The organism is Croceicoccus sediminis (genome assembly GCF_007570835.1).
Lineage (GTDB): Bacteria > Pseudomonadota > Alphaproteobacteria > Sphingomonadales > Sphingomonadaceae > Croceicoccus > Croceicoccus sediminis.
The window spans coordinates 1,572,975-1,584,821 of record NZ_SUNC01000001.1; the positions used below are offsets into that span (position 1 = coordinate 1,572,975).

Sequence of the window (11,847 nt, forward strand, 5' to 3'; positions counted from 1 at the left end):
CCCGCGCGTTAGACCATGCAGCTCATGAACCGCATCATCCCCGCAGCCCGCATCGCGGCTGGCACCATCGCCGTTATCGGCATCGCCAATTTCGCGCTGCAGATCGTGCTGAGTGTCGAAAACAACGGATCGCTGATCGGCGCTTTCACGGCACTATCGCGCTATTTCACGATCCTGACCAATGGCGCCGTGGTCATCGTCATGGCGCGCATGGCGCTGGGCCGCATGCCGGGGCACCGGCTGATGCTGGCGCTGGTCACCGCCATCGCGATGGTTGCGATGGTGTTCCACGCGGTCCTGGCCGACCTGCAGACTTTCAGCGGGCTCGGTGCCGTGACCAATCAGGGGTTCCACACCGTGATCCCCGCGCTGACCGTGCTGTGGTGGATCGCTTTCGGCGGCACGCCGGGTATCGTGTGGCGCGATCTGGCCTGGGTGCTGCCGTGGCCTGTTGTCTATACCGCCTATGCCCTGGTGCGCGGGGCGGTGACGGGCGAATACCCCTATCCGTTTCTGGACGTGGCGGCGATCGGTTGGCCGATGCTGGCGATCAACGTCGCGGCGCTGGCCGCGATATTCCTGATCGTCGGCGCTGTCTTCGTCGGGATTGCCAAAGTCAGGCGCTAGATCCGGTCCTGCCGCGACCTTCTGAGCACGAGGTAGAGCGCCCCTTCGCCGCCGTGCCGCCGCTGCGCGTTGCGGACCGCCGCGATGTCCGATCCGTGCGGCCCCGCCGCCAGCCAGTCGAGAACCTTGGCCCGGATCGCGCCGCGCCGCTCGCTCCTGTCCGCGGATTCAACCGGACGCGGCCTGCCGGTGACGAGCAGCACGACACGCGCGCCCATCGCCTTGGCCTGCGCCAGCCCCATGTCCAGCCGCCGGTGCGCCTGGTCAAGCGTGTGGCCGTGCAGGTCGAGCGTGAAGTCCGGCTGAAGCATCCGCCCCGAAAGCCGCCGATCCCAATGCGAATCGAGGCCCGGCACAGGCGCGGGGGCCGGTGGCGGCGGCGGGGCCGGACGCGGGGCAGGCACGCGGCCTTTCACCTTCTTTGGCGGGGTTACCGTAATCGGCGCGGGCTTGACCGGGACCGGCGCGGGGCGGGTCATCCGCTCCTGTAGCGGGGTCACGGTCGCGGCAACCTTGGCCCAGAGCGCGGCTTCTTCCTCGCTCAACCCTTCGGGCGTGCGGGGGCGGGGCGGTTTCATCGCGCGATCCGCGCCAGCGTTCCCTTCGGCAGGAATACCAGTGCGCTGGCATCGCTGCTCATGCCGCCCGCGATCGCCTTGGCCTGCGCGCCTGCGCCCCAGAACGTATCGAACCGGTTCGCACCCTTGATCGCGCCGCCGGTATCCTGCGCGATCCACAGTCCGTCGGCCACGTCCTCGGCCGCATCGATAAAGACCGGCGCGCCCAGCGGCACGAAGCGCGGATCGGCGGCAACGCTGGCATGCGCACGCACCGGAACGCCCAGTGCACCCAATGGCCCATCGCCGTTCAGCTCCTTGAAGAAGACCCACGACTTGTTGCCGTTCATCACCTCGTCGGCCTGATCGGGATTTGCGTGGAGCCAGTCGACGATCCCCTGCATCGTCGCCTCGCCCGGCGCAAAGACGCCGCGTTCGCGCAATGTGCGACCGATGGCGACATATTCGCGCCCGTTCTGCCCCGCATAGCCGATGCGCAGCACTTCGCCGTCGGGACCGATAAGCTGGCCCGATCCCTGAATCTGCAGGAAGAAAAAATCGATCGGGTCTTTCGCCCAGCCGATCACCGGCGCTTGCGACGGACCGGGGCCATTCAGCGCACCGGCGACGATCTCGGCCCGTTCGTAATAGGGCACGAATTCGCCGTCGGCGTTCACGCGGCCCAATGGCCCGCGCCCTTCGCCGGCATAGTTCGGATCGCGGATCAGGTCGCCCGGCATACCATAGACCGCGACGTCATAGCCTTCGCGCTTCTCGCGTACGCCCGCAATTTGCGGTTCGAAATAGCCGGTGAGGAACGCCTCACCCGTGCCGATCCGTGCGGTTTCGAAATAGGCGCCGAAGAATCCCGCCGGATCGCCGCCCCACCTGGGCGCGGCTTCGCAGGCCGGCGTCCAGAACGCCGCGATCCCGCTATTGTCGTTGCGCGCGAGCAGTTTCGGGCACGATTCGATAAAGGAAAGGCGCGCGGCCTCTGCATCGTCGCTCGAAAGCGGCAACGTCTCGATCGCCGGGCCGGGGGTCAGCCCTGCCTCGACCGCGTTGGTCGGTTCCGGCGGCGGCGGCGCTTCTTCGGGGGGCTGCGGCGCGGCGCAGGCGGCAAGAGCGGCCACGCCGGAAAGGATCGCGATCCGGCGCGCCCAGTTCACCATGGCAGGAGGATCAGCCTTCGTCGGTTTCGTCGAGCAGCCAGTCGGGCCGCATCGCGGTGACCTTGCGGCTGAAAGTCCACACGTCGTGGCTTTCGACCGCATCGTCGAGCGAACCGGCGATCATGTTCCCGTCCTTGTCCTTCGTCATCGCGGCGATGTCGGCGGAAAAGCGAACGGTGATGCGCGCCATCGGCGAATCGTAATCGGCGCTGGTGATCTCGGCCTCGTTAATGCGGATCAGGCGGTTTTCGACCACCTCGCCCGCTTCTTCGCGTGCGTCGATCGCAGCGGAAAAGCTGGCATAGACGTCGTCGTCGCAAAGCTGGCTCAGCGTTTCCTTGTCACCCTTCCAGAAGGCGTCGAGGATCATGCCGTATGCGGCCTTCGCACCTTCGATGAAAGCCATCGGGGTAAAGCGACGGTCGGCGGCGGCGATTTCGCGAACGGCGCGGTGAGCCCCTGCGGGAACGCCGATCAGCGCGCGGTCGAGCGCGGCCGCGCCTTCGACGGTGCGCGCCGGTGCGCCATCACCGGGACGTTCGCCGGACGCGGGCTGTCGCGGTTCGGCGGCACGCGGCAAGTGGCCCATCAGCGTTTCTTCCTCATGCTCCGCCCGGCGGCCGAGCACCGAATAGAGGCGCAGCCCCAGGAAAGCGGCAATCATGGCGAGGATGACGATTTCAATAATCACTGGGACCCGTCCCGATTTTCGTGCGTGTGACGCCATTATGGCGATAAAATGTGAACTTGCCCCAAATAGGGAGGAAACACAATTCGACAACCGTCGAAGGGCCCAGTTGATCCCACCAACCGCATCCCGGCGCGTCCGGCCCCTTTGGCACCGCGAGCCCGGTTGCGGGGCGGCAGCGCCGGTGCTACTTGCCCCGTCATGCGCGGGCGGGGCCTTCATCGGTCCTCGACACCCGCTGCTCGCACGGTTTTCTCTATTTCCATAAAGTGAAAGACATCATGGCCGACGAAGGCAACATCATCACCGATCTTGGCGGAAACGCCGACGCGAACCAGCCCAACGGTGCGGACAACCAGCCCGCGATCGGCCTGATCTCGCAATACATCAAGGATCTCTCGGTCGAAAATCCGAACGCGCCGAAATCCTACCAGTTTCCGGGCCAGCCCAACGTCGATGTGCAGTTCAACATCAACTCGGTCCCGGTTGAGGGCGAGGTTCACGAAGTCGTCCTGAAGATCACCGTCACGGCCAAGGCCGATGAAGGCACGCTCTACATCGTCGATCTGGAGTATGCCGGTCTGATCGGCATGCGCAATGTACCGGCCGAACAGGGGCACATGTTCCTTTACGCCGAAGCGCCGCGCATCCTGTTCCCGTTTGCCCGTCGCATCGTCGGCGACGCGGTCCGCGACGCAGGCTTCCCGCCGATGCTGCTCGATCCCATCGATTTCCAGGGTATCTACATCCAGCAGCTTCAGCAGCGCCAGGCCCAGGGCGAAAACCCCGCAGCCGCCCCGACGGGCGAGGCCTGATCGGGCCAAGCGGCTGAGAGGCCGAGGGGGCGCATGAGCCTGCTCAAGAACGTGGGAACCATAGGCGCGCTGACGATGGTCAGCCGCGTCTTCGGTTTCGTGCGCGACGTCATGCTGGCCCGCGTCCTGGGCGCGGGCGGCGTTGCCGATGCCTGGCAATTGGCGTTCCAGCTTCCCAACATTTTCCGCCGCCTCTTTGCCGAGGGCGCTTTCGCGCAGGCCTTCGTGCCGCTGTTCAACCGGCGGATGAAGGACGAGGACACGACCGAGGCCCGCCGCTTCGCGAACGAGGTGCTGGCTGTCCTGCTGCCGATGCTGATCGTGTTCGGCGCGCTGTTCCTCATCTTCATGCCGTGGGTCATGGGGCTTTTCGCGACCGCGGATCTTGAGGCCGACCCGCAGAATTTCCCGCTGGCCGTGACGATGGCGCGGATCACATTTCCCTATCTTTTGTTCATGAGCCTGGCGACGTTATGCGCCTCGATCCTGAACAGCCTGTCGCGCTTCGCCGCCGCGGCCGCCGCGCCGATCCTGCTCAACATCTGCCTGCTCGCCGCGCTGACCTATGGCGCGATCCTGCCCGATAGCGAGGCGACGCGCCAGGCAACCGGGTTCTGGCTGGCGATCGCGGTGTCGGCCGCTGGCCTGCTGCAATTGTTGTGGCTGGGCTTCTGGATGCACCGCGCGGGCTTTCGCCTGTCGCTGGGGCGACCGCGCATTACCGGCGGGGTGAAGGAACTGGGCCGACTTGTCGTACCGGCCGTATTCGGCGCGGGCGTTTACCAGATCAGCCGCTTCATCGACCTGTTTTTCCTCTCCACCCTGCCCGACGGCAGCTATACCTATCTCGCCATGGCGGACCGCTGGAACCAGCTGCCGCTGGGCATCATCGGCATTGCGCTGTCGACCGCGATCCTGCCGGCCCTGTCGCGGTTTCTCGGTCGCGGAGAGGCCGACGGCGCATTCCGCCTGCAATCGAACGCGGTCGAACTGGCCATGCTGCTGACCGTGCCCGCCGCCGTCGCGCTGTTCGTGACGGGAAGCGCCTTTACCCGCGTGTTCTATGTCGGCGGCGCCTTCACGCTCGAAGACGCGCTGGTCACCGGGACGGTCGTCTCGGGCCTCGTGCTGGGTCTTCCGGCCTATGTGCTGGTGAAAGTGCTGACGCCCAATTTCTTTGCGCGCAAGGATACCAAGACCCCGGTCTTCACCGCGGCAGTGGGCCTTGCCGTGACGGTGGGCCTGAACTTGATGCTGGTCCCGCGCCTTGGCGTGCTGGGCCTTGCCGTGTCGGGTTCAGTCGGGGCCTGGACCAACACGGTCCTGCTTTACGTGATCCTCTCAACGAAAGGCTACTATCACCTCACCCCGCTGGTTGCCGGGCGCATTGCGCGGATCGTGGCGGCCGCGGCGATCATGGGGGTCGCCCTGTGGTTCGCGATGCCGTTTGGCGAGGAGTACTTCGCCGGCTCCACCGGGGAACGTGCGATTGCGGTCATATCGCTCATGCTTGCAGGCGCGGTCATCTTCCTGATTTCGGCTTGGGCCTTGCGTGTTCTGGACCGATCGACCATCGAACGACTGGTCCGCCGCCAAGGGTAACGGCATAACGCCGACACACAGACAGTAACGGGTTTCTTTCATGCGCATCGTTTCGGGCATCCAGCCCACCGGCAATCTCCACCTCGGCAATTACCTCGGCGCGATCCGCAACTGGGTGCGCATGCAGGACGATGTCGCCGAAACCGGGGGCGAGTGCTTTTTCTTCCTCGCCGACCTTCACGCGATTTCGATGCCGCACGTCCCGGCGGAATTGACCGCGAATACTCGCGAAATGGCCGCAGCGCTGCTGGCCTGCGGTGTCGACACGGCAAAGTCGGTCCTGTTCAATCAGGCGCAAGTGCCCGCCCACTCCGAACTGCAGTGGCTGCTGAACGGCACGGCCCGCATGGGCTGGCTGAACCGCATGACCCAGTTCAAGGACAAGTCGGGCAAGAACCGCGAAGGGGCCAGCGTCGCGCTGTTCACCTACCCGGTGCTTCAGGCCGCCGACGTCCTGCTTTACCAGGCGACGCACGTTCCGGTTGGCGACGATCAGAAGCAGCACCTCGAACTCGCCCGCGACATCGCGCAGAAGTTCAACAACGACTTCTGTGAAGAGGACGCCCCCGTCTTCACCCTTCCCGACCCCTTCATCCCGCCAGAGGCCGCCCGCATCATGAGCTTGCGCGACGGCACTGCGAAAATGAGCAAGTCGGACCCGTCGGAAATGAGCCGCGTCAACCTGTCGGACGATGCCGACACGGTGATGAAGAAGATCAAGAAGGCCAAGACCGACCCCGAACCGCTGCCCAGCGAAGAAGCGGGCCTGGAAGGCCGGGCCGAGGCGAAGAACCTCGTCGCGATCTACGGGGCGCTTTCTGGCCAGTCGGTGGCCGAGGTGCTGGGCGAATATGGCGGCGAAGGCTTCGGCAAGTTCAAGCCCGCGCTGGGCGAACTTCTGGTCGAAACGCTGCGCCCGATCAGCGAGCGTTTCAACGAGCTGAGACAGGACGTGCCCGAGCTTGACCGCCAGCTTGCCACCGGTGCCGCGAAGGCGCGCGATGCGGCGGCAGACACGCTTTCCAGGACGTATGAGGCGCTCGGCCTGCTGCGCTGAGCGCTCTTTTGCGCCGTTAACGCGGTAAACCCCTCAGATGCATTGCGTTTAGCACAAATGTTAAGCGCGATGTTCAAATCCGGTTCATGGCCAAAGAGCCATAAGGCGTGCATATTATGCGATGCCCTGCCCGGATTGCTGCAATCGATTCGGGTCCGTTGGAACGCGGTTCGGCACGTGATTTTTTTGGAGGTCTTGAAATGAAGTTCAACGCCAAACGCGCGCTGAAATTTGCCGCAGCACCCCTGCTGATGGCCGGGCTCGCCGCTTGCGCAACCCCGTTCAACGCCGACGTCTCGCGTTTCCAGACGCAGCTGCCGGCACCGCAGGGCCAGACTTTCGCGGTCGTGGCCGAAGATCCGGCGATGGCCGGCGGTCTCGAATTCGCGCAGTACGCCGACTATGTCGAGGCGGAGATGGCGCAGCTCGGCTACACGCAGGCCGCGCCCGAAAACGCCGACCTTCTGGTCCGTTTCGACTATGGCGTCGACAATGGCCGCGAAAAGGTGGTCACCACCGGATTTGCGCGCCGCGACCCGTTTTATGATCCGTGGTATCGCGGTTACGGCTACTATCGCCCGTTCAGCTACCGCCGCTCGGCATGGGGCTATGGCTGGTACGACCCGTTCTTCGACAGCGGCCCGGACGTGCGCAGCTACACCATCTACACCAGCGGCATCGACATGAAGATCGAACGCCGCGCGGATGGCGAACGCCTGTTTGAAGGCAAGGCCGAAGCGGTCTCGCGCTCGAACCGCCTGCAGTATCTCGTGCCGAACCTGGTCGACGCGATGTTCACCGATTTCCCCGGCCATTCGGGTGAGACGCTGCGCATCTCGATCGCACCGGAAGACCGCGAGAAGAAGGTGAAGGTCGTCGACTGACGACGCGCCGAACGTCTGAAAATTAAAAGCCGGGCGCACCTGACATGGGCGTCCGGCTTTTTCTTGTCCGGGTGTGGCTCAACCCTTGCGGATCGGCTCCACTTCCGCCGCGCCGAAGCCCGTCGATCCGAATCCGCCCTCGCCGCGCGCGGTTTCGTCCAGTTCGTGTACTTCCAGCCAGCTCGCCCGAACCACCGGGCTTAACACCGCCTGCGCGATACGATCGCCGCGCCTGATCTTGTAGGGCTCCAGCCCGTGGTTGATCAGGATGACCTTCAGCTCGCCGCGATAGTCGGAATCGATCGTGCCCGGCGTATTGGGCACCGTGATCCCGTGCTTTAGCGCAAGTCCCGAACGCGGGCGGATCTGGATTTCGTACCCCTCGGGAATTGCCACGGCGAGGCCGGTCGCCACCGCGGCGCGATCGCCGGGGTTCAGGATACGCTCCTCGCTCGACACGACGTCCATGCCCGCCGCGCCCTCGGTGGCATAACTGGGCAGCGGCAGGTCGTCGTTGCCTTCCAGCCGCTTGACCGGAACGGGGACGCGTTCATGCGATTTCATCGGCAATCCTGTCTATCAATGCGGCTGCGACGCGGGCCTTGGGCATTGTCTCAAGGCTGGTCGTGCCGTCTTTGGTCACGATGTGAACGGTGTTGGCATCGCCGCCCATCACGTCGCCCGACACATCGTTGGCGACGATCCAGTCCGCGCCCTTGCGTTCGCGCTTGGCAGCGGCGTGGGCGACAACGTTCTCGGTCTCTGCGGCAAAGCCGATCAGCAGGCCGGGTCGCTGCGGCGATTTGCCCAGCGTTGCCAGAATGTCGGGGTTCTCGGTCAGCGCCAGCGGCGGCACTTCGCCCGATCCGTCTTTCTTGATCTTCTGCTGCGCCCTATCCGCCGCGCGCCAGTCGGCAACGGCGGCGACCATCACGGCGACATCGGCAGGCAGCGCCGCTTCTGCCGCGGCCAGCATTTCGCGCGCCGATTCGACGTCGACACGGTCCACCCCCTGCGGCGTTTCCAGGTTCACCGGCCCGGCGACCAGCGTGACCCGTGCACCTGCCGCCGCAGCGGCAGCGGCAATGGCAAAGCCCTGCTTCCCGCTAGACCGGTTGGCGATATAGCGGACCGGATCGATCGGCTCGTGCGTCGGCCCGGCGGTGACGAGGACGTGCTTGCCATAAAGATCGCGGTGCGTCTCGCCCGCGAAATCGGGCTGGCCCGACAGCGGATCGGCCCCGCCGAAATTGCGGATCGCGGCCATGATCGCTTCAGGCTCGGGCAAGCGGCCGGGGCCGAATTCGCCGCAGGCCATCGCGCCTTCATCCGGCTCCATCACCGTCACGCCGTCTTCGCGCAGGCGCGCGACGTTACGGCGGGTGGCGGGATGCTCCCACATCTTCACGTTCATCGCGGGCACCGCCAAGACCGGCTTGTCGGTGGCGAGCAGCAGCGTCGTTGCCATGTCGTCGGCAACGCCCGCCGCCATGCGCGCCAGAAGATCCGCCGTTGCCGGACAGACGACGACAAGGTCGGCCTCTCGGCTGAGCTGGATATGACCCATCTCCGCTTCGTTCTTCAGGTCCCAGAGCGTGGTGTGAACTGCATTTTCACTGAGCGCCGCAAGCGTCATGGCAGTCACGAATTTCGCGCCCCCCTCGGTCAACACGCAAGTGACCTCTCCCCCGTCTTTGTGGATCATGCGCACGAGTTCGCACGATTTGTAGGCCGCGATACCGCCGCCGACGATAAGGAGTATCTTCTTCGCCATCAGGCCGATTCCATGGACGTTTCGCCCCGCCCCCGCAAGGCCGAGCCCAGATCGGCAAGCCCCCGCGGCACCAGGGCCAGCCCGGCCAGTGTCAACGGCAGGCCAAGCGTCGCCCAGTACCAGTTCTCCGGTCGGGCGAAGAGCGCCATCATCGCGGCCAGCCCGACCAGCCAGACGAAGGCATAGATGCCCGCCGCACTGCCCCGCGCCAGAAAACCGAACAGCGCCAGAACGACGATCGGCCCGGCCAGCCATAGAGGCAGGAAATAGAGCGCGGTGGACTGGCGAATACCCGCCACGAACAGCGCGGGACCGGCAAAACCGGACCATCCCTGCGATGAAGGATCGGCGGCAGTCGTCACCGCCGCCACGGCATTGGCATGAAGGGTGAGCGCCACGGCAAAGATCACCAGCACCGCGACCACCCCACCGAGTTCGCGCCAGCGCCGCGTGACGAGCGCGAGCCCCGCCCAAAGCAGCACCGCGGGAAGCGCGGTTTCGCGGATCAGCAAGGCGGCCAGTGCGCAGAGCAACGACGGCCAGATGCGATCCGGGCGGCGCAGCGCAAGGGCCAGTGTCAGCAGGACGCCTGCCCACAAATCATGGAACATCACCCCCGGCCCCGCCGCGACGACGGCAACGGCCAGCACCATGGCAAGCACGCCGATGCCCTCGCCCGACGTGCGGGCCAGCGTCTTGGGCAGCGCCACGGCACAGGCGATGAACAGGGCAAGCAGGCCGATCTGAAGCCCCTTTGGCCCGACGAGCGCGTATGCCCACGCCAGCGCGGGCTGCCGCACCGTGAAAAAGGGTTTGAGCGGGTAACTGTTGGCACGATGTTCCGCAGCGACGGCCTGGTAGTAGTCCTCACCCGATGCGACGCGGGCCGCGATCAAGCGATAGAGCGCATCGTCACCGATGGCCTGGCCCTGCGAAACCGACTGCTTGGGCGCAGAGCCTTCGGGCTGCGTGGGCAAAGCGGAAAGCGCGATCAATGCGGCAAGGATGACGGTAAGCCCCATCGCGGCCATGCGCGGCAGACGGCGCAGCGGGCCGTCCCCCAAAAATGCCGCCAGTCCTGCCGATGCCCCCCGCAAGCCGCGCTATCCCAGAAGGCCTGCCAGCATCGCGCCATAGACGGCGCCCGCACCCAGTAAGGCGGAGAGCAGATAGGGCAGGATGCTTTCGCCTTCGGCGCGTTCCTTGCGTTCCCAGATCAGCTCGATGTCAGTCAACGGCGGCGGTTCGGGGGCGCCGCCCTTGGCCGGGAAGCGGTCTTCGATCCTGCGGATGAGGTCGGGGATGCGCAGCAGCGTTTCGGTATCGGTGCGAATGCGATCGGCAATCGCGGCCTCCGGCCCCAGTTCGTCGCGAATCCATTCGCGCACATAGGGCGCGGCGGTGTCCCACAGGTTGATCGACGGATCGAGCTGCGTCGCGATCCCTTCGACCATGACCATCGTCTTTTGCAGCAGCAGCAGGTGCGGCTGCGTCTGCATGTCGAAATCACGGGTAATGGCGAAAAGCCCGTCGAGCATCTGGCCAACCGACAATTCGCTGACCGGCTTGCCGCGCATGGGTTCGCCCACCGCGCGCAGGGCCGTCGCGAACTCGTCGACGTTGTGATAGCTCGGCACATATTGCGCCTCGAAATGGATTTCGGCGACGCGGCGATAGTTGCCCGTCGTCAACCCGTAGAGAATCTCCGCCAGCCACGCCCGCGCCCGCCGGTCGATACGGCCCATGATGCCGAAATCGATGGCCACGATCGTCCCGTCGCCCCGCACGAACAGGTTCCCCTGGTGCATGTCGGCATGGAAGAAACCGGCGCTGATCGCCTGGCGCAGGAACGCCAGAACCAGCCGCTGCGCGATGGAGGGCAGATCGTGCCCCGCCTCTGACAGGGCCTCGTGATTCGAAATCTTGATGCCGTCGATCCACTCGATCGTCAGCACGCGCCCGTTGGTGCGGTCCCAGTCGACCGAAGGGATACAGTAACCGGGAATGGCATGCATCACTTCCGCCAGTTCGGATGCGGACGCCGCCTCGCGCCGAAGGTCCAGTTCGCGCAGGGTCCAGCGTTTGAAATTGGCGATGACGAGCCGCGGGCGCAGGCGCTTTGCCTCTCCGCCCATGGCCTCAAGATGCGCGGCGGCCCATTCGTAGGTTTCGATATCGCGGGCGAACTGTTCGCGGATGCCGGGGCGCAGGACCTTTACCGCCACGGTCCGCCCATCGGTCGTCACCGCCTTGTGGACTTGCGCGATGGAGGCTGCGCCGACCGGCACGGGGTCGATCTCGGCATAGAGCCGGTCCAGCGGGCGTTCGAAGCTGCCTTCGATCGCCTTGGCGATTTCGGAAAAATCCACCGGCGGCAGCGAGTCCTGCAATGATAGCAGGTTGCGCGCCGCGTCTTCGCCCACGATGTCGGGGCGGGTCGCCAATGTCTGGCCCAGCTTGATGGCGGCCGGACCGATGGCGCGGAAGGCTCCGGCGAAATCGGGTTCCCGAGGCTGCACCGTGCCCAACCGCGCAAACTTGCACAGGCGGCGGACTTGTGGCGGCGTGTTCGGGTTCTGCTCGATCGGGCGCAGCGCGCCGTGGCGGGCAAGGATGCGCCCCCATTTCAAGAGCCGGAAGATATGCGTCGAATGGCGGGTCATGAAGCGGG

12 protein-coding genes are annotated in these 11,847 nt (G+C 65.5%); 5 read left to right on the forward strand and 7 right to left on the reverse strand.

The window, feature by feature from the left end; all coding sequences use genetic code 11:
* The first annotated feature begins 24 nt into the window (after positions 1 to 24).
* A complete protein-coding gene (locus FAX90_RS07465; protein ID WP_144096634.1) occupies positions 25 to 627 on the forward strand; it encodes a Pr6Pr family membrane protein in 603 nt (200 codons plus the stop codon).
* On the opposite strand, the gene FAX90_RS07470 is transcribed toward FAX90_RS07465, so the two are convergent.
* Genes FAX90_RS07470 through FAX90_RS07480 form a run of 3 tightly spaced genes read right to left on the reverse strand, consistent with a single transcriptional unit; the run spans position 624 to position 3,047 of the window.
* Positions 624 to 1,205: a Smr/MutS family protein gene (locus tag FAX90_RS07470; protein ID WP_144096635.1), complete on the reverse strand. Its 582-nt coding sequence runs from the start codon at positions 1,203 to 1,205 to the stop codon at positions 624 to 626. The two genes, FAX90_RS07465 and FAX90_RS07470, sit on opposite strands and share 4 nt — an antisense overlap.
* Positions 1,202 to 2,356 (reverse strand): murein transglycosylase A, encoded by a 1,155-nt coding sequence (gene mltA / locus FAX90_RS07475; protein ID WP_144096636.1) that lies wholly within the window; start codon positions 2,354 to 2,356, stop codon positions 1,202 to 1,204. The genes FAX90_RS07470 and mltA overlap by 4 nt, the downstream gene beginning before the upstream one ends.
* Before the next feature lie 10 nt (positions 2,357 to 2,366).
* On the reverse strand, positions 2,367 to 3,047 hold the full coding sequence (locus FAX90_RS07480) for a Tim44/TimA family putative adaptor protein (protein ID WP_144096637.1): 681 nt from the start codon (positions 3,045 to 3,047) through the stop codon (positions 2,367 to 2,369).
* A 278-nt stretch (positions 3,048 to 3,325) separates the two neighbouring features.
* Between FAX90_RS07480 and secB the strand changes: the two genes are divergently transcribed.
* The 4 genes from secB (at position 3,326) to FAX90_RS07500 (ending at position 7,402) form a co-directional block, all read left to right on the forward strand.
* Positions 3,326 to 3,859: a protein-export chaperone SecB gene (gene secB / locus FAX90_RS07485; protein ID WP_144096638.1), complete on the forward strand. Its 534-nt coding sequence runs from the start codon at positions 3,326 to 3,328 to the stop codon at positions 3,857 to 3,859.
* Positions 3,860 to 3,892: 33 nt separating this feature from the next.
* The gene (gene murJ / locus FAX90_RS07490; RefSeq protein ID WP_144096639.1) at positions 3,893 to 5,461 is read left to right on the forward strand and encodes a murein biosynthesis integral membrane protein MurJ; all 1,569 of its coding nucleotides are present in this window, start codon (positions 3,893 to 3,895) and stop codon (positions 5,459 to 5,461) included.
* 40 nt (positions 5,462 to 5,501) lie between these two features.
* Complete coding sequence (gene trpS, locus FAX90_RS07495; RefSeq protein WP_144096640.1) at positions 5,502 to 6,518, forward strand: tryptophan--tRNA ligase; 1,017 nt, start codon at positions 5,502 to 5,504, stop codon at positions 6,516 to 6,518.
* Between the two features lie 200 nt (positions 6,519 to 6,718).
* Positions 6,719 to 7,402, forward strand: a complete 684-nt coding sequence (locus tag FAX90_RS07500) for a DUF4136 domain-containing protein (protein ID WP_144096641.1) — start codon at positions 6,719 to 6,721, stop codon at positions 7,400 to 7,402.
* 78 nt (positions 7,403 to 7,480) lie between these two features.
* Here the strand turns inward: FAX90_RS07500 and dut are convergent, their stop codons facing one another.
* The 4 genes from dut to ubiB are packed head-to-tail and all read right to left on the reverse strand — an operon-like array spanning position 7,481 to position 11,839.
* Entirely contained in the window at positions 7,481 to 7,966 is a 486-nt protein-coding gene (gene dut / locus FAX90_RS07505; protein ID WP_144096642.1) for a dUTP diphosphatase, read from the reverse strand.
* Positions 7,953 to 9,179 (reverse strand): bifunctional phosphopantothenoylcysteine decarboxylase/phosphopantothenate--cysteine ligase CoaBC, encoded by a 1,227-nt coding sequence (gene coaBC, locus FAX90_RS07510; RefSeq protein WP_144096909.1) that lies wholly within the window; start codon positions 9,177 to 9,179, stop codon positions 7,953 to 7,955. The genes dut and coaBC overlap by 14 nt, the downstream gene beginning before the upstream one ends.
* Positions 9,176 to 10,240: a hypothetical protein gene (locus tag FAX90_RS07515; protein WP_144096643.1), complete on the reverse strand. Its 1,065-nt coding sequence runs from the start codon at positions 10,238 to 10,240 to the stop codon at positions 9,176 to 9,178. The genes coaBC and FAX90_RS07515 overlap by 4 nt, the downstream gene beginning before the upstream one ends.
* 39 nt (positions 10,241 to 10,279) lie before the next feature.
* Positions 10,280 to 11,839 (reverse strand): 2-polyprenylphenol 6-hydroxylase, encoded by a 1,560-nt coding sequence (gene ubiB / locus FAX90_RS07520; RefSeq protein ID WP_144096644.1) that lies wholly within the window; start codon positions 11,837 to 11,839, stop codon positions 10,280 to 10,282.
* Positions 11,840 to 11,847: the final 8 nt, after the last annotated feature.